General features: G+C 70.0%; 17 protein-coding genes and 3 pseudogenes. 7 read left to right on the top strand and 13 right to left on the bottom strand.

The genetic code is table 11. From position 1 onward, the window contains the following. Window positions 1–30: 30 nt before the first annotated feature. Entirely contained in the window at window positions 31–300 is a 270-nt protein-coding gene (locus tag ACGFIO_RS37175) for a metal-sensitive transcriptional regulator (RefSeq protein ID WP_392834155.1), read from the top strand. A 167-nt stretch (window positions 301–467) separates the two neighbouring features. Here the strand turns inward: ACGFIO_RS37175 and ACGFIO_RS37170 are convergent, their stop codons facing one another. The 7 genes and pseudogenes from ACGFIO_RS37170 to ACGFIO_RS37140 all read right to left on the bottom strand — a co-directional run. Next, complete coding sequence (locus ACGFIO_RS37170; RefSeq protein ID WP_392834153.1) at window positions 468–680, bottom strand: DUF2202 domain-containing protein; 213 nt, start codon at window positions 678–680, stop codon at window positions 468–470. A 360-nt stretch (window positions 681–1040) separates the two neighbouring features. After that, the gene (locus tag ACGFIO_RS37165) at window positions 1041–1625 is read right to left on the bottom strand and encodes a DoxX family protein (RefSeq protein WP_392834151.1); all 585 of its coding nucleotides are present in this window, start codon (window positions 1623–1625) and stop codon (window positions 1041–1043) included. Between the two features lie 324 nt (window positions 1626–1949). Next, window positions 1950–2429, bottom strand: a complete 480-nt coding sequence (locus ACGFIO_RS37160) for a cation-transporting P-type ATPase (RefSeq protein ID WP_392834149.1) — start codon at window positions 2427–2429, stop codon at window positions 1950–1952. Window positions 2430–2434: 5 nt separating this feature from the next. Then, window positions 2435–3409 (bottom strand): Acg family FMN-binding oxidoreductase, encoded by a 975-nt coding sequence (locus ACGFIO_RS37155; RefSeq protein ID WP_392834146.1) that lies wholly within the window; start codon window positions 3407–3409, stop codon window positions 2435–2437. 10 nt (window positions 3410–3419) lie between these two features. Continuing rightward, a complete protein-coding gene (locus ACGFIO_RS37150) occupies window positions 3420–4289 on the bottom strand; it encodes a universal stress protein (protein WP_392834143.1) in 870 nt (289 codons plus the stop codon). Window positions 4290–4323: 34 nt separating this feature from the next. Further along, window positions 4324–4671 carry a hypothetical protein gene (locus ACGFIO_RS37145; protein WP_392834141.1) on the bottom strand — a complete coding sequence of 116 codons (348 nt, stop codon included), beginning with the start codon at window positions 4669–4671 and terminating at the stop codon, window positions 4324–4326. Window positions 4672–4728: 57 nt separating this feature from the next. Then, window positions 4729–4964: pseudogene (locus ACGFIO_RS37140) on the bottom strand (putative PEP-binding protein); the annotation flags it as partial. A gap of 44 nt (window positions 4965–5008) precedes the next feature. Between ACGFIO_RS37140 and ACGFIO_RS37135 the strand changes: the two are divergent. After that, window positions 5009–5374 carry a hypothetical protein gene (locus ACGFIO_RS37135; protein WP_392834140.1) on the top strand — a complete coding sequence of 122 codons (366 nt, stop codon included), beginning with the start codon at window positions 5009–5011 and terminating at the stop codon, window positions 5372–5374. 462 nt (window positions 5375–5836) lie between these two features. Continuing rightward, window positions 5837–6004, top strand: a complete 168-nt coding sequence (locus ACGFIO_RS37130; RefSeq protein ID WP_392834138.1) for a hypothetical protein — start codon at window positions 5837–5839, stop codon at window positions 6002–6004. 263 nt (window positions 6005–6267) lie between these two features. On the opposite strand, the gene ACGFIO_RS37125 is transcribed toward ACGFIO_RS37130, so the two are convergent. Together ACGFIO_RS37125 and ACGFIO_RS37120 are read right to left on the bottom strand one after the other, a co-directional pair. Continuing rightward, on the bottom strand, window positions 6268–6693 hold the full coding sequence (locus ACGFIO_RS37125) for a nitroreductase/quinone reductase family protein (RefSeq protein ID WP_392834135.1): 426 nt from the start codon (window positions 6691–6693) through the stop codon (window positions 6268–6270). Further along, window positions 6686–6982, bottom strand: coding sequence for a hypothetical protein (locus ACGFIO_RS37120; RefSeq protein WP_392834132.1), 297 nt, complete (start codon window positions 6980–6982; stop codon window positions 6686–6688). The genes ACGFIO_RS37125 and ACGFIO_RS37120 overlap by 8 nt, the downstream gene beginning before the upstream one ends. A gap of 30 nt (window positions 6983–7012) precedes the next feature. On the opposite strand from ACGFIO_RS37120, the gene ACGFIO_RS37115 reads away from it, so the two are divergent. The 3 genes from ACGFIO_RS37115 (at window position 7013) to ACGFIO_RS37105 (ending at window position 8928) form a co-directional block, all read left to right on the top strand. Continuing rightward, window positions 7013–7447, top strand: coding sequence for an IS3 family transposase (locus ACGFIO_RS37115; protein WP_392834129.1), 435 nt, complete (start codon window positions 7013–7015; stop codon window positions 7445–7447). Then, complete coding sequence (locus ACGFIO_RS37110; RefSeq protein WP_392834422.1) at window positions 7353–7745, top strand: DDE-type integrase/transposase/recombinase; 393 nt, start codon at window positions 7353–7355, stop codon at window positions 7743–7745. The genes ACGFIO_RS37115 and ACGFIO_RS37110 overlap by 95 nt, the downstream gene beginning before the upstream one ends. A 133-nt stretch (window positions 7746–7878) precedes the next feature. Beyond that, window positions 7879–8928 carry an NAD(P)-dependent alcohol dehydrogenase gene (locus tag ACGFIO_RS37105; RefSeq protein ID WP_392834127.1) on the top strand — a complete coding sequence of 350 codons (1050 nt, stop codon included), beginning with the start codon at window positions 7879–7881 and terminating at the stop codon, window positions 8926–8928. A 49-nt stretch (window positions 8929–8977) separates the two neighbouring features. On the opposite strand, the gene ACGFIO_RS37100 is transcribed toward ACGFIO_RS37105, so the two are convergent. Then, entirely contained in the window at window positions 8978–9910 is a 933-nt protein-coding gene (locus ACGFIO_RS37100; protein ID WP_392834124.1) for an NADP-dependent oxidoreductase, read from the bottom strand. Window positions 9911–10053: 143 nt separating this feature from the next. On the opposite strand from ACGFIO_RS37100, the gene ACGFIO_RS37095 reads away from it, so the two are divergent. Further along, the gene (locus tag ACGFIO_RS37095; protein WP_392834122.1) at window positions 10054–10893 is read left to right on the top strand and encodes a helix-turn-helix transcriptional regulator; all 840 of its coding nucleotides are present in this window, start codon (window positions 10054–10056) and stop codon (window positions 10891–10893) included. 297 nt (window positions 10894–11190) lie between these two features. Here the strand turns inward: ACGFIO_RS37095 and ACGFIO_RS37090 are convergent. The 3 genes and pseudogenes from ACGFIO_RS37090 to ACGFIO_RS37080 all read right to left on the bottom strand — a co-directional run. Beyond that, a pseudogene (locus ACGFIO_RS37090) lies at window positions 11191–12306 on the bottom strand (DNA/RNA helicase domain-containing protein). A 233-nt stretch (window positions 12307–12539) separates the two neighbouring features. Then, the gene (locus tag ACGFIO_RS37085; protein WP_392834119.1) at window positions 12540–15329 is read right to left on the bottom strand and encodes a M36 family metallopeptidase; all 2790 of its coding nucleotides are present in this window, start codon (window positions 15327–15329) and stop codon (window positions 12540–12542) included. A gap of 534 nt (window positions 15330–15863) precedes the next feature. After that, window positions 15864–15948 (bottom strand): annotated as a pseudogene (locus ACGFIO_RS37080) (IS5/IS1182 family transposase); the annotation flags it as partial.

The following is a 15948-nucleotide window of genomic DNA, read 5'->3' as shown; positions in this document are numbered from 1 at the left end:
GCGGCAGGTTTCGGAGGCCAGGAGGCATCGGTGGAGATTGACGGCGACACCCTGACCGCGGTGGTCAAGAGATTGCGGCGGGCCGAGGGGCAGATCCGCGGCGTCATCGCCATGCTGGAATCCGGCCGTGACTGCACCGAGGTGGTGACCCAGCTGGCCGCCGTGTCCCGGGCTCTCGACCGGGCCGGCTTCAAGATCATCGCGACCGGTTTGCGGCAGTGCGTGACCGCCGAGCAGGACGGCGAAGAGCCCACCGTCGACGTGGAGCAGTTGGAAAAGCTGTTCCTGTCGCTGGCCTGATTTCAGCCGGCCGGCGCTTCGAGCGCAGTCCGGAGGCAGCGGGCGGCCTCGTCGGTGACAGCCTGCGGCTCAGGCCGGCCGGTCAGCTCGACCATCGTCTGATGTCTCCCATCGCTCGGTTCAGTCCTCTACGCTGCCGGGGCCAGATCAGCCCCGGCAGCGGGTGGTCACCGACCCGCCCGTCGGGTCAGGGCGGTCAGGTGCCGGCGCGACGCCGCGAGCAAGGCGGCGTAGACCTGCCGGACATCCGGCGCGGTCAGCACTCCGGTGGCAGCGTTCAAGGCGGCAATGTCGTCGCGCTCGACCGTCTGCCCCGCGGTCAGCGCCCCGGGCAGGCTCTGTTCACCCTGCGCCAGCAGCCGGTCGAAGGTGGCTTGCACCGCCTTGTCGGAGAAAGGTGCCGGCCGGCTGCCCGGCGGTCGGATCGGGCACGCCGTACCGCTGCAGAAGAGTGCGCACCGCCGTCAGGTGTAGGCGCTCCGGCCAGGGCCGGTGGCACGAGCACCACACCGCCCAGCCTGATTACGCCGGCTGCGACCAAGGCGGCCGTGCCGCGATTGATGGTCTTCATGGCTCCTCCTCGCTGTTCTGCGCTCCACCCTGGTCCGCCGCCGTGGTGGCGGTGTGCAACCGGTGCGGAGGCGGTGTGAAGAAATCAGCGCTGAGGATCGCCACCCCGTGCGGCGGCGGGCCGGCATCGCGCCGGCCCGCCGAGGTGCGGTGGTGCTGCTGTGCGGAGATCAGATGAGCCAGCGGTTCTTCTGCACGAAGGGCAGCTGCGCCCACCAGCGGCCGAGACCCCAAGTGTGCCCGGCGTAGGTGACGGCCAGGGCGAGGGTGGCGACGCCGTAGATGAAGTGGTAATCGGTGATCGGGTTGGTCGAGTGGGTCGCCTCGCCGGCGGCGTTGTGCTGGGCGAGCGGGAATTCGGCGAACCACATCAGAGCCATCATCACGATGCTGGCGCCGGCCGCGATCCGCATGCCGATGCCCAGGATCAGGGCCACGCCGATGCCGAGCAGGCCGAGCATGAACAGCCAGTCCGCCCACCAGGTGCCGGCGATGGAGTGCAGGGTGCCCTGGAACGGTCCGACGTCCACGCCGGAGAGGAAGCCCTTGGTGGGGGATCCGCCGTTGATCCACGAGCGCTCGCCCGGGGTCGCGTAGTTCCAGCCGAAGGTCTTGTCCAGGAACGCCCACAGGAAGACGAATCCGGTGGCGATGCGGAAGACGGCGAGGACGCGCGCCGCGGTGGTGGTGATCATGGAGCCAGGCGCCTCGACCTTCTCGAGATGGCCTGCCGGGCCCCGGCCGGTGGTGGTCATGATTCCTCCTCAGTGGATGTCTGTTCTGCCCTTACGATCCACCGCCGGGCCGTGCTCGCAACCGGGTCCGCGGGCCGTTCCGGACGGGACCTAAGTCCTGAAGACGGACTCCTGCGGCGAGCGTGGCCGGCGGCGCAGCACGTCCGCCTCGGCCGGTTCGGCCCCGAGAGCTACTCCGGGCGCCCCGGGCCAGCTCGTACAGATCCGCGCCGACCGTGATCGGTTCTCCGTCGCGGCGGACCACGCCCTCGGGCTCGTACCCGGTCCCGGAGATGACGTACCGGCAACCTTCCGGGCCGACCGCCTCCTGGACCATCATCCGGTTCAGAGCAGCGAGACGGCGTTGCCGAGGGTCCGCCCCGGCCGGGTACGCGCGACCAGCTCCGCTATGCGGCCCAGGGAGCTCGCCGATTCGGTCCGGACGACGACGCCGGCCCCGCGCCCGACGGTGAGCACCGTGCCCGCCGTCGCGGTCTCACCGGGACCACGGCCGACCGGAGCCGACTCCCCGGTCACCATCGACTCGTCGAAGGCGGCCCGCAGCGCCTCGGTGAGCTCAAGATCGGCGGGCACGATGTCTCCGGCGTCCAGCCGGACCAGATCGCCCCGCACCACCTCGGCCGCGGGCACTACCGTGACGACGGCCGCCGCCAGGAGCAGGGCGACCAGCCGGTCGGCCAGCTGACGGCCGACACGGCCGGCCAGCCGGCGTGGCCGCGGCGGCGCGACCGTGTTCGGCCCGTCCGCGGCCAGCCGGTCGACCGCCTCGACCGAGGCGAGACCCGCGGTTGCCAGATCGGTCACGACATTCATTCCCCTCCGACGTGCTCGATGATCGCCGCCGCCGGAAGCCGCGGGCTGCGGGGCAGCGTGCTGTCCGGCTCGCCGGCGGCGAACCGCAGCACCAGCTGGGGATGACCGTCGCCGATCAGGTCACGGATCGCCGAACGACTCGCGGCGACCTCGATGACGCTGCTCAGCGGGAGGACGGACACCTCGATGGTGGTCGCGGTGAGCCAGCCGGCGGACAATGCCTCACCGGCCCGCAGCCGGTCCGGGCGCGTGTCCGCCGTCGTGCTGAGCACAGCCAGAACGGCGACGTGGTCGCGTACGTCGCGGATCGCTGTGGTGCCCGCGTTCTGCAGGGCCTGCCGGCGATCACCGGAACCCAGGACACCGGCCGGGATGCCGGTGCCGGACCGCCTCCCGACGCCGACCCACTGGTCGAGCTCGGCCAGCGCCGCCGGATCGTCTCCTTCCGCCTCGCAGGACTGCCGCACAGCCGCAGCCAGTAGGTGTGTCTGCGGGGGACGCAGCAGGGTCAGGCGGGTGTCCTCACGGCGGATCGCCGCGGCGATGGTCCGCAGTTTGTCGTGGTCGAGCGGGGCGCTTGGCCGGCTACGCCGATCGGTACGCCGGAGCAGACTCGCCCGGACCAGCCGCCCGGCCCGGCTGCTGCGTTCGGTCCGCCCGGCGAGCCGGATCCGGGCCAGATGGTCACCCGGATCCGTTGGCCGGCGCTCCACCTCGGCCAGCCAGCCGGACGCGGCCAGCTCCAGCCGGGCGTGGTGCAGGGCCACCCCGCAGCTGAGCACGGCCAGCCGGGCGTCGGGATCGGCGGTGGCGAGCACCCGCGACCGTTCCAGCAACAGGTCCAGCACATCCGGGCCGACCCGCCACCGCCACGGCTGGCTGTTGTGCGCGGACGGCGCCGTACCACCGAGGACTGCGGCCTTGACCAGCGCGGATGTGTGCCCGCCGGACCGAAGATCGCCGGTGACCATCGCCGGCGCCTCAGGACGGTCGGGAAGCGTGGACGACCGCGACGCTGGTCGGCGACCGGTGCAACAGGTGCCGGCTGACCGAGCCGAGCAGCATGCCACGCACCGGGCCCCGGCCGCGGCTGCCGAGCACCAGAAGACGGGCACCGGCGGTGGCGCGATCGAGCGCGGCGGCCGGGTGGTCGGGCACGACCTCGGCGGTGACCTTCACTCCGGGATGCGCCGTGCGGAAGACGGTCAGACGCTCCTCCAACCGGACGGCTTCCTCGGACAGTTCCTGGTCGGACAACGGCACGCGGACCCCGCGCCGCCAGTCCATCCGCCCCGGGCACGCGTGCAGGACCGTCAGATCGGCGTCGCGGCCGTCGGCCAGGTCGAAGGCGAAGGTGAGCACGTCGGCCGCGGCCGACGAGTCGTCGATCCCGGCCACCACCGGTCCGGTCCCGGCGCCGTCGCGCACCACCACGACCGGGCAGCGGGCGTGCGCGCTGACCGCGGCGCAGACCGATCCGAGCAGGCCGGTGACCCCGCTGTGGCCCTGCCCGCCCAGCACCACGAGCGAGGCCCGTGCGGAGCGGTCGATCAGGGTCAGCGAGGCCGGCGCACGGACGATGCTCCCGGTCGCCGGCACATCGGGATGGCTGTCCCGCGCGGCCGCCACCACGTCGTCCATCATCTGGTAGATGGCCCGCTCGGTCTCCTTGTCGGGCCACACCGAGGTGCCCGGAACATAGGTGGCGGCGGGTGCCCAGCCCGCCCACTCCCAGGCGTAGAGGAACTCGACCGGCGCTCCGGTGCGGGCGCCCTCGTCGAGCGCCCACCGGGCAGCAGCCGCGGCTCCGGCGGAACGGTCGTACCCCACGATGATCTTCTTGGCGGTCATGGCTGTTCCTCCTCTGCGGGCCGATGTTCTGTTCTCAGGCTCGGTCCCGGCGGCGGCCTCGGCACAGGGCCGGAGTGCCCGTCCGAACAGGACGGACGGCCTGCGGGACCAGACGGTGGGCGCGCAGCACGTGCGCCCACCGCGGACGCGGCGCGGCGTCGCGCGGAGGCGGCGTGCCCGCGCGTTTCAGGCTGACCCAGTCGACCGGTCCCATCGCGATCGAGCCGACCACCGGCCGCCGTCGCACGGCGGCGGCGACGGCCGTCACCGCGGCCGCCCCGAGCGTCACGACGGCGATCCGGCTCACGTCCACCGCCGGGACGAACCGCACCCCGCGGGGACCGGCCATGTAGGCGCCGATCGTGCGGGAGCCGTTGCGCACCGGACCATCGGCGGATCGTCGGCACGCTTCATGGCGTACCCCCTCCTAGCGGCTGTCCTAGCGGCTGTCCGACCCGGTGACCGACTCGGCCACCGCGGCTCGCCCGGCCTCCAGCCGGGCGATCGGCACCCGGAACGGCGAGCAGGACACGTAGTCCAGGCCGGCGTCGTGGAAGAAGTGGATGGACGCGGGGTCGCCGCCGTGCTCGCCGCAGACTCCCATGTCAGGCCGGGGTAGGATTCCCGGCCCCGGCGTACGGCGATCCGGACCAGTTCCCGACCCCGCCGGCGGTCAGCGCCGCCCGCGGCACCTCGATCATGGTGCCGATCGGGGGGCGATGGACGCACACTGGAGCCACGGCCGGGCCGGTTATCGCTTCCGTTACGGACGAAGCAGCTCCCGCGCGGCCGCGACGGACCAGGTCCCGATGCTTTACTGCCGGGAGGGCCGCGTTCTCGAGCTCGTGTGGCACGACGAGGCTCTCCACCGTACGCATCCCGCCCTGCGTAAGCGGGTTCCCGAAGCGACGGCGGCATACCTGCACGAGAACGCCATGATCTTGGTCGGCGACGAGGACGGTTCGAGCCTGGAGTCGGAAGACGATCGCATCGTTCTCACGATCACGCCGGGAGCCGCCGCGCTGGCAGCAAAATCCCCGCCCAGTAGCAATACACTTGGCCACCGATACCCGGGCGTGAACTGAGTTCCGTCCGCAACGCTAGTTTCAGCACATGTGGTAGCGGGACAGGCGTACCCGGGCTCAAGACTGTCTTCGAACGCCCAGACACTCACGACATCGCCCGGGGCAGGCCGATCCGAGTTGAGGCTGGGAGCTAGTCGCACCTCGCCCCCAAATGCGACCGTCACGGTCGTGAGCAGAATCGCAGCCGCGATCACGAAGTGTCCGAAACGCTGAAGTCGGTTGAGCTCGGCTTCTGCTCGGCGTCCTCCACTGCATCGTCCGTCATAAGCGGAGTGGTTTGGAGGGTTGTGGTTCGGGCTTGTCGTCGTTGCTGGCGGCGGGCCGGTCCGCCGCAGGCGAGTCGTTGGAGCATCTGGTTGATGGCGGCCCAGCGGATCAGTTCCTCGGAAACCTCGGGGTCGCGTTCGTGATCACGGACCAGCCGACGGTGGGCGGTCGCGGCGGTGAGCTACGACGGGCGCGGTGCCCACCGCGATGCTAGCCACGCAGACAACGGTGCTGCGGGCGATCGCCGAGTACGGCGCCACCCGGACCATCACCTACCACTCCCGACTGACCGAGGCACGCATAAGGGCGCGGACCTCAAACGCGGCCGCCTCATTGCTTCCCGGCCAACTGCCGCAGGTGTGATCGGGGCACATCGACGGCAGCCAGCGGGCCGCTATCCGCCGGCAGGTCATCGGCCGCCTCGAAATCCGCCGGCGACCAATTGGTCACGGGATCTTCGCAAACGCCATGATCACCAACGGGCCGCACCCATCCTTCATGGACCCCAACACCGACAGACCCGACCCAACCTTCCAGCTCAAGCCCCCTGAAACCCCACCACGCATTAGCCCTGGCATGCTGGACCCCAGTGACGGTTCATTTTCGACTCGGTCCCGACACCGAAATCAGCTTCGCCGTTCAAGCCGGAAGACCGCGAAGTTGAGGATGTCGTCCTCGGTGGGATTGCCGAGCCCGCTCATGAAAGCGCGAAACTTGCCGAGGACCTCGGTCCTTTCCTCGCCTTCCAGTGCGCGGGCCCTCACGGCGACGAGGTCGATCCCGACCTCGAGGTAGATGTCGGGGTTAACACGCAGGTTCATCGCCCAAGTCGGACCTCCCGATGGAGTCGGAACTCCAACAACAATCCATGAGTCCTCGTATGGCATGGCTCCGAGCGGCGTCACTCGCATACGGCCGGTCCTCGCGCCGATGTGGTGCAGCAGGACGACTCGGCTCGCGAATCCGTGCGACTCCACTCGGCCGCTGCTCCGTCGAAACTCAGCGATGATGCCGAGATTGAAATCGTTCGGACGAGATATCTGCCTAGACATGAACATCACTCTCAGTAAATATATTGGCGGAGGGCCTCACTGGTATCGCGATCGTGCCTGCCGTTCGAACGACGACCATGAGTGTGAGCTGATCGTGAAGGTGCAGTGAGCCGCCTTTCGGGGAGATGTTCACGACCCGAGTGCCGTCGGTGCTGGCGTACACGGCCGCGCCACGGGAGCCCGACTGGTTGCGCATGACGGCGCCGGTCGTGTCGATGGCGGCGATCATGTCGTCCTGGCGCTCGGGGGTACCGACGGAGAAGATGCCGATCATGGCGACTGGTTCCATGTCAGCGATCCTGCCGACTGACGGCATGCGGTGCCTCTGACAATTGGTCCGAGGCTAGGGTGCGCACCCCCAGCCCGTTGTCCCGTGCGGGACCGGCCAACGGCTCCCCGGCGCCGCGGCCTCAGCGGCCTACGAGGTCGAGAACCCCGACCGGACCGATGTCGTACTCCGGCGCGGTGCCCGTATATCAACGGCTTCCGGCAGGCCTCCGGGTTCACCCACGGCGCCGACCGGGTCCACCGTCAGCTGCGCCGTGACGGCATCCGGGTCGGCCGTAAACGCGTCGAGCGGCTGACGGCCGCCTACGGCTGGCGCGGGGCGTTCCCGCGCCGAGGCTGGCGCGGCGGCTCGACCAAACAGGACCCGCGGCATACACCGGCGCCGGAGCTGGTCAACCGCCAGTTCACCGCTGGAGCGCCCGAACCGACTCTGGGTCGCCGATGCCACCCGGATCCCCTGCGGTGAGGGCATGTTCTGGCCGGCCGCCGTCCGCGACGTCTTCTCCCGCCGCATCGTCGGCTGGAAGACCTCGAACCGGTGCGACACCGATCTGATCCTGGCCGCGCTTGAGTACGGCATCTTCTCCCGCGACGTCAGCGACAGGCCACTGATCCACCACTCGGGCAGGGACCGCCTGGCACCCAGACCGAGCCAGATAACCTCACCCCTGCCCCGACCGGAAGCAGGTAACCACCGCTCCGTCAAAGCGGGGGAAACTCAGGCGGTGCCCGGGATGCTGGCCAGGCTGCGCTCAGCCAGCTGAAGGTGGTCCTGCCGGAACCAGGTGCAGGGGAACGATTCCAGCCCGCCGCCATCTCCGGAAACGTGTGTCGCGCGGCGGATGAGCCGCCGGCGCCCGCCGTCGGGCGCCGACGACACGGAACCGGAGGTTGCCCATGCAGACCGACACGATGAGGAGATGGGTGCTGGTGCCGCGGGCAGGCGGCGGGCACGAGCTGGTGTTGCGGGTGGTCGCCATTCCGGAGCCCGGCCCGGGGCAGATCCGAGTCCGGGTTCACACTGCCGCGATCAACTTCCGGGACCTTCTCGTACGCGACGGCCGGTACGGCTCGGCCGCCGCGCCGGAGCTCGTTCCCCTCAGTGACGGCGCGGGCGTCGTTGACGCGATCGGCGCGGGCGTCACCTCCTGGGCGGCCGGTGATCGGGTGGTCAGCGTCTACTTCCAGGGGTGGGCCGACGGTGATCCGTCATCCGGCAAGGGACTCGGCCTGGGCTCGGGAACCGAGAACGGCATGCTGGCCGAATACGTGATCCTGCCGGCCGATCGGGTCACGGTCGCGCCCGGCACCCTGAGCCTGACCGAAGCGGCGACGCTGCCGTGCTCCGGCCTGACGGCGTGGACGGCGCTGCACGGCAACCGGCCGTACGGCGCTCGGACGCTCGGGCCCGGCGACACCGTGATGGTTCTCGGCACGGGCGGCGTCTCCCTGTTCGCGGCCCAGCTCGCCCTCGCCTCGGGCGCTCAGGTGTGGGCGACGACCGGCGACGCGGGGAAACGCGAGCGGTTGTCTAATCTCGGGATCGCCGGTGTCGTCGACCACACGGAGGTCGAGGCCTGGGGTGAACGGGTGTTCGCGGCCACCGGTGGCGCGCAGATCGTGGTCAACGCGGTCGGCGGGCGCTCAATGGACCAGGCCCTGGCGGCCGTCGCCTACGGTGGCGAGATCGCGTACCTGGGGTTGTTCGACTTCGTGAGTACGCCCCCGGACCTGCTCACGTTGATGGACAAGGCGGCGAGCATCCGCGGCGTCGCGGTGGGCAGCGCCGCCGCCCAGGACGACCTGGTGGCCGCCGTCGACCGGCTGGGGGTGCGTCCGGTGATCGATCAGGTCGTGGACTTCACCGACGCCCCGGATGCGTACGAGCGGCACCTGGCCAAGGGCGTTCTGGGCAAGGTGGTCATCGAGATGGACACGGCCCGCTGACAACGGCGGGGACGGGCCGGCCTGAAGCGTGGCCGGCCCGTCCCCCGTTTCACGGAACCAGCACGATCCGGCCGCGCAACCCTCCGTCCACCAGCGCCTGCTGCGCGTCCGCGACCCGGTCGAGCGGATAGGTGCGCGCCACCCTCAGCGAGATGAGACCGGCGCCCGCGTACGCGGCGAGCTTGGCCAGCCGGTCTGGGTCGGTGTGCCAGGCCATGTTCGTCATCGTCACCTGCCGGCGCGACATTGGCGCCGAATTGAGCAGCGACACGAAGGCTCCGCCGTGACGGACGGCGTCGGCCGCGCCGGCCGCGAGGTTGGCCGCGTCGATCGCCCCGTGAACGCCGCCCGGAACCAGCCGGCGCACGGCGGGAACGAGGTCCTCGTCGCGGGCGACGAACAACTCGGCTCCGGCCGCGCGCAGCAGCGCCTCGTCGGCCGGCCCGGCCTGGCCGACGACCCGCAGGCCGCGGACCCGGGCGAGTTCCACGGCGTACAGGCCTACGCCTCCCGCCGCCCCGGTGACCAGCAGCCAGTCGCCGCGCTCGAGGCCCAGGGTGTCCAGGGCCTGATCGGCCGTGGTGGCGTTGAGACCCAGCGTGGCCAGTTCGACGAGGTCCTTTCCGACCGGAGCCGCTGCCAGTTCCCAGGCCTCGAGCACAACGTACTCCGCCTGCGTGCTCAGCGGACGATCCAGCCGTTCCTGGGTCCCGACGACGGCGTCGCCGATCCGGAACTTCGTCACACCGTCGCCCACGGCCGCGACCGTGCCGGCCAGGTCGGTGCCGAGCCCGAACTGCTCGCGGGCACCGGTCGCGCCGTACTGCACGTTGATCCCGGTCCGGACCATGATGTCGGCGTAGTTGACCGAGGCGCCGGCCACCTTTACCAGCACCTCGCCTGGTCCAGGCTCGGGGGCCGGAACGTCGACGACCGCCAAGGCCTCGGTGCCGCCGAACTTCTTCACTACCACCGCACGCATCTCGTACCTTCCTGATCACTCATCCGGCCCGGCCGGATACCGCTGACCACGGTCTTCGATCGCTCGGCACTGCACCAGGCCCGGGTTCACCTGGTTCCGGCAGGACCACCCTCGCCCGCGCACCGGCGCCTACTCTTGGGCGAATGGAGATCACCATCGGCGCGTTCCTGCGTAGCCGGCGCGACCGGATCACCCCCGATCAGGTCGGGCTGCCGGGCGGCGCCACGCGCCGGCGCGTGCCGGGGCTCCGGCGCGAGGAGGTCGCCCTGCTGGCCGGGGTGAGTCCCGACTATTACGTACGACTCGAGCAGGGTCGCACCGCGCACGTGTCCGACCAGGTGCTGTGCGCGGTCGCGCGGGCGCTCTCGCTGTCCGAGGTCGAGACGGAGCACCTGCGCAACCTCGTCCGACCGTCGTCCCCACCGCGCACGGCCAACGCCACGGACGAGCCTTTGGCCCGGCTCCTGGACGCCATGGCCGACGCGCCGGCGATGCTCGTCGACACGCGCCTGGACATCCTGGCCGCGAACGCCGCCGCCGAGGCCGTGTTCGAGGTCTCGAACATGGTCCAGCCGGCGAACTCGGCCCGCCAGCTGTTCCTCGCCGCGGACGCCCAGGAGCGTTACGGGAACTGGTCGGTGGCGGCCGAAGAGATGGTCGCCCACCTGCAGCTGATGACCGGCCGGTGGCCCGACGACGCGCGGCTGACGTCGCTGATCGGCGAGCTCGCCATCCACAGCACCGAGTTCCGCCGCCTCTGGGCCAGGGGTGATGTGCGGGAGAAGCGCATCGGTGCCGTCCGGCTGAACCATCGCGTCGCCGGCCCGCTGGAGTTCGAGTATCACGTGCTCACCGTGCCGGCCCGCTCCGACCGCTCTCTGCTGGCCTACCTGCCCCGCCCCGGCACGACGACGGGAGACGCGCTGCAGATGCTCCTCAGCTGGGTCGCGGAGACCCGGCAGGCCCCGTCCGCAACCCGCTGAGCGGACACACGCGACGTTCACGAGTGACCGGCTGTGCTGCCACGGACCACGCTCGGACGGACTCCGGCCGGGCCGGGTGCCGCCGCTGGTAGACGTCCGGGATGTAGTCGCCGTCGCCGTCGGCAGTCTCGGCGTCATGGATCCGCCGGTGGGTGCGGTTACGCAGCCGCAGGATGATCGTGGCCAGCAGCGCGGCGGCCAGGGAAGCGGTCAGCATGGTGGCAGCAGCAGGACTGTGATTCTGTAAGCCGCCTAGCGTATGTGCGGGAATCATTGAAGGTGCAGCGATAAATCGAATCAGGGGTTCACGACTTCTTTGAGGAGCGCTTGGGTATCAGGATCTGTGGAGTACACGACTACTTGGCGCATGGCTCGGGTGAGCAACACGCGGTACTGATTGCGGATCTTCTGTGACGCGGTCTCGTCCGAGCGATGAAGGGCCTTGAGCTAGCCGTACTCGGAAGCATCGATGTTCGTCGTGAGGCGCTGCGTTGCGGGGTCGATCACCAGGTCTGTACCCATGATCACGCCGCATCGGTCGAACTCGAAGCCCTGCGCAGTGAAGGTGGAACCGACCTGCTCCGCCCCGCCTGGTCTCGCGGCCCAGTCGGTGTCTTTTGGGTAGCCGCTGATCGGTTTCTTGAGATTCCAGCGTTTGCGCCAGCCGTCGATGTCGATGTCGAAGGGAACATCGTCGATCGACGAGACCTGATCGGGCCACGGCTGCCACTTCCAGCAGAACCCGGCGAGCAGGCGTGCGCTGCCGGGGGAGCCGTCGAACACCAGCTTTTCCAGTTCTTCCGGCGAGTTCGCCACCCGTACGGTGAAGTCGGGCTCGTCGTGCCACTCGATCGGGGTGCCGTCGATCAGGGCGTCGACCCAGGCTTCGTAGGCTTGCGAGCCGCCGCTGCGGTGTTGCTCGCCGAGCTTCAGGTATTGATATGAGGCGCCCGTCCGGTCCGCGATCAGCTCGGCGTGGCGGGTGGTCGCGTAATCCTTGGAGGTGGCGGCCTGCCCCTCATCGATGAACAGAACCAGAACCTTCGCGCTCTTCTTCAGCTCGTAGAGCTGCGTGACGTCCCCGGCCTCGAGCCGTTGCTGAACCTCGCGCTTGTTGGCGTGCTTGCCCCTGGCATTCCACCGCTCCAGTCGGTGGGCTTCGTCGACGACGAGCAGGTCGAGAGGGCTGTTCCACCGGTGCTGCTCCTGCTCGGCCTCGTCGCCGTGGTAGACCCGGGCAGACGTGATGAGCCCCTGAATCGGCACATCGCCGGCCTGCGCGTTCTTCCGAAGCGCGGAGCACAACGACGCGGAGTTCGTGGCATAGCTGATCTGCCGTCCCGCGCCCGCGTTCGCCGCCAGCAGATGCATGGCGATCCACGTCTTGCCCGTGCCCGGTCCGCCCTTGACCACGGCCCGGACATGAACGCGCCGATCTCACCGGAGACGAACGCCGGTTCCAGGGCGCCTTCCGGTAGTTCCTTGGGGGTACTTCTCGCCGATGCCCGGGGTCGAGCCTCCGCCGGAAGGCGGCGAGATGGTCTGGGCGGTCGGCCACCACGGCGCACGGGACGGTGCGGTTCCTCGCGAGAGGTCACCCGAATGGGGATCGCTAGGGCCATTCGGGTGACCTATCACTATGGATTTCAGCCGATCGCGCCGTAAACCCCTACCTCGACGGTGTCGACGTACGAGCAACCGCTCCAGTCGCCGGGGCAGGAACCGCCCTCGTCGGCAACCTGCGTGCCCAGCATCGTGTACCGCATGAAGCGCACGCCGGTCGTTCCGGCGGTCAGCGGCACAGCGTTGGCCCGGTTCCGATCGGCCGGGCCGAAGTGCCCGCTCGCCGCCACCGTCCAGGCGGTGCCGTCGGGTGACGTCTCCACCCGGTAATCGCCGGTGGACGAGCTGGGGTCGTCACCGCAGGTGCCGGATGGATCGATCTCGATCGACGTCACGTCGATGGGCCCCGGCAGCTGGACCGTGAGGAATCGGGGGCCGGCCGCGTCGGTGCTCCAGCCGGTGCCCTGGGACATGTCGATCGCCTGGCCTGGGCCGCAGCCGAAGTCGCTGTAGTCGTCGCCGTTGAAGTCGACGAGCTGCGCACCGCCCTGCGACGCGGCCCAGTCCCGCCGGACCGTCCAGTCTACGGTGCTCGGCTTCGCGGTCACCGTGACCGTCTTGATCTGCCGTTCGTAACCGGCGCCGCTGGCCTCGACCTTCGGATACGTACCCGGGTAGATGTTCTTGATCAGGTAGTGGCCCTTCGCGTCGGTCACGGCGGCGTAGGAGCCGGCGAAACCGGAGCTGTGCCCGCCGAACGTCACCGCCACCCCGGCGGCCGGCTGCCCGGAGCTCCGATCAGTGACCGTGCCGGCGATCGAGCTCTTGGGCGAGCCGGGCGCCGGCGGTGTCGAGAAGTCCTCGATCGGCGCGGTGTCCGAACCGTCAACGGTGGCGGCGAAGAAGCCCATGCCGCGCTTCGCGAAGACCTTCCAGATGTCCTTCTGGTGCCGGCCGCCGGCCACCACCCGGTCGGCGATCAGGATCGCGTTGCGCATGTCCAGGTAGGACGGATCCGCCGGGGAGAGTTCCATGGCCCGGGTCACCAGCGACTCGGAGAGCCGGTGGCCGAGCGCGGTACGCAGGTCCCACAGGGTCTGCGCCCAGATCTCACCGTCCGCGTGCACCTCGGCACCGCGCCGGGAGATCTTACCGAAGTCGCCGTAGGTGTAACCGCCGGAACCCGCGGTCGCGGTGCCCGGGCAGACCGTGGCCGGGGCGCCTACCGTGCAGTCCAGCGGCTCGGTACGGATGGTGTTCGCCCCGCCCGTCGAGTACTCGAACACCACCAGCTCGCCGGGGGCCTTCGTGTCCTTCTCCAGGCCCTCCTTCTGGAGGTAGTCGTAGGCGTACCAGTCGCTCCAGGCCTCGCCCATCGCGCCGGACTGCGGCCCGTTGAGGGTGGAGACGCCGGAGGCGTCGACGACCAGCCGGTTGGACAGGCCGTGGGTGTACTCGTGGTAGACCGAGGAGGCCTCGTTGGCGGTGTCGGACGGCACCCACGGGTCCTCTTCCGGCGTCGTGTGCGCGGCCGGCTGCAGGTACATCTGCATCGTCGGCGCGGTTCCGTCCGGCGGGGTCGCCATGTTGGCGTTGTCGACGTGGTTGTCGTCCGGGAAGCCGTCGGCCGTGTTCGCCCCGTCCAGGTCATTGGCCTGCACCGCGTCCCCGTCGCGGGCCTCGAAGTTGCCGGCCGCCCGGGTGAACCCGATCGGCGCGGCCAGCAGGTGGTCGTGGAACACCGAGTTGAAGTACAGCAGCTGGGTGGCGCCCATCGCGCGGTTGTCCTGCCACGAGTACGCCACGTCCGGGTCCCAGGTGCACTGGAATCGCGCCGAGCACATCGGGCCGGTGAACTGCTTCAGCGGATAGACGAAACGGCCCGGCGAACTCGGCCCGACCTCCTCGCCCGGGTCGGCGACGTCGTTGTCGTTCAGGTCGGAGAACACATGCGTGGAGGTGCCGTTGAGGGTCGTCGCGGCCGGGCTGAGCCACTTGCGCAGAGAGACCCGCCGCTGCTTGCCGCCGGCCGGCGCGCCCGGGTAGTTGTCCCAGACCAGCGCGTCCGGCCCGGATCCGTGGTCGACCAGGCTCTGCCGGTAGAGGATGCGGCCGTTCTGCGCGTCGACAACGTGCAGGTAACCGGTCTGCATCGTCAGCGTCTGATATCCCAGGCGCAGGCCGCCCGCTGTCGGGAAAGCCACCACGTGGGCGCTGTCGCGCGGCGTGGACCGGGTCTCGCGGGCGTCCTTGCGGGCGGTGTCCAGCGCCTGCGCGCCGGTGAGCCGGGCGCGGCCCAGGGCGGTGGGCACCTGCCGCACCGGAGAGCCGGTCATCTGGATCAGCGAGCCGTTCTTCGCCACGTCGGCCCGGATGCCGTTGCCGAACACCGGCACCTCCCCGGCCTGCTGCCGGAAGCTGAGGTGACGGGTGCCCTCGATGTCCCGGTAGTTCCGGCCGAGCGTCAGCGTCGCCGGGTCGACTCCGAACAGGTCGGCGTGCGCCACCAGGTAGTCGCGAGCGACGCGCTCGGCCGGTTTCCGCGACGGCCCGGTGAGGAAGCCGTCCAGCCGGGCCACCTGCCGGGGTGTGCCGGTCAGCGGGTCAATGTCGAGGATGCCCTGCTGGCCGAGCGCGGACCGCATGCCGCTGACCGCCGCGGAGGGCTTGGGCGCGGTCGCCTTGGCCGTGAGCGACCCGATAGTGGCCGGGTCGCGTCGTGCGTCGTAGTCGTCCGGAGCGGGGGTCACCCGATCGTTCCGGGCCGGTTGGGGGGCCGCTACCGCGGGGCCGGTGCTGGTCGCGGCCGGGATCAACCCGACCGCGAGCACCGAGACGCCGGCGAGAAGCGTACGTCTGAGGTCTGTCGTCACCCGGCCAGCCTCGCAAAGGCATCGACTCGGATCAACTACTTGCCAGCCCCGTCGGCTTCGCAACGTGGCTGCTGCCGGGTCGGAGGACGGCGCGCGCCCGTCAACGCTGAAACGGGGTTAACCACGAGGTGCTGTGCGGCAGCCTGACTGCTTCGACCAGAGCGCAGATCTGCGGACTCGAGAAGTGATCGGCACCCACCCATTGAGAAGCGCCCAGCCGTGGGGTTAGCCGCCCGCGTGTGCTCGTCGATGCGGCCCCTGAGATTCGTCGAGCGCCCGAACATGACGTATTGACGGTTAGGCCCTTGAAACCTTACCGGAAGTTTCACCAAAACTTATCCGGACCGCGTCGCCTCCTGCTTGGCCTGCCGTTTGGGCAATGCTTGAAGAGAACGCCTTGGTGTCGGTTTGCCGGGCGCTGCTCAGCCACTGGGCGTCGAGCCTATTGGCCAGACCGGCAGGGGCAGGCGAGCTGGTGTGGGCCAAAATGGATCCGCCGATCGCGGCAGTTGCCACCACGAGAATGAGCGTTTTTCATCCTGCGTAGCGGTCGGCTTCAACGTGGTGCAGAACGAGGATGGCCTGCAGGATCGTGGTCGCCCGGCGTGGGCAGCAGCGC

The organism is Actinoplanes sp. NPDC049265 (assembly GCF_043197135.1).
Taxonomy (GTDB): Bacteria; Actinomycetota; Actinomycetes; order Mycobacteriales; family Micromonosporaceae; genus Actinoplanes.
Note: the sequence above shows the minus strand (reverse complement) of the source record. Positions and strands in the feature narration are given on the sequence as shown.

What these genes read in the sequence shown, in the direction of transcription:
- ACGFIO_RS37120 (WP_392834132.1), bottom strand. Translation starts at nt 6,982, where the DNA reads ATGGAACCAGTCGCCATGATCGGCATCTTCTCCGTCGGTACCCCCGAG.
- ACGFIO_RS37165 (WP_392834151.1), bottom strand. Translation starts at nt 1,625, where the DNA reads ATGACCACCACCGGCCGGGGCCCGGCAGGCCATCTCGAGAAGGTCGAG.
- ACGFIO_RS37105 (WP_392834127.1), top strand. Translation starts at nt 7,879, where the DNA reads ATGCAGACCGACACGATGAGGAGATGGGTGCTGGTGCCGCGGGCAGGC.
- ACGFIO_RS37095 (WP_392834122.1), top strand. Translation starts at nt 10,054, where the DNA reads ATGGAGATCACCATCGGCGCGTTCCTGCGTAGCCGGCGCGACCGGATC.
- ACGFIO_RS37135 (WP_392834140.1), top strand. Translation starts at nt 5,009, where the DNA reads ATGGACGCACACTGGAGCCACGGCCGGGCCGGTTATCGCTTCCGTTAC.
- ACGFIO_RS37155 (WP_392834146.1), bottom strand. Translation starts at nt 3,409, where the DNA reads ATGGTCACCGGCGATCTTCGGTCCGGCGGGCACACATCCGCGCTGGTC.
- ACGFIO_RS37150 (WP_392834143.1), bottom strand. Translation starts at nt 4,289, where the DNA reads ATGACCGCCAAGAAGATCATCGTGGGGTACGACCGTTCCGCCGGAGCC.
- ACGFIO_RS37100 (WP_392834124.1), bottom strand. Translation starts at nt 9,910, where the DNA reads ATGCGTGCGGTGGTAGTGAAGAAGTTCGGCGGCACCGAGGCCTTGGCG.
- ACGFIO_RS37125 (WP_392834135.1), bottom strand. Translation starts at nt 6,693, where the DNA reads ATGTCTAGGCAGATATCTCGTCCGAACGATTTCAATCTCGGCATCATC.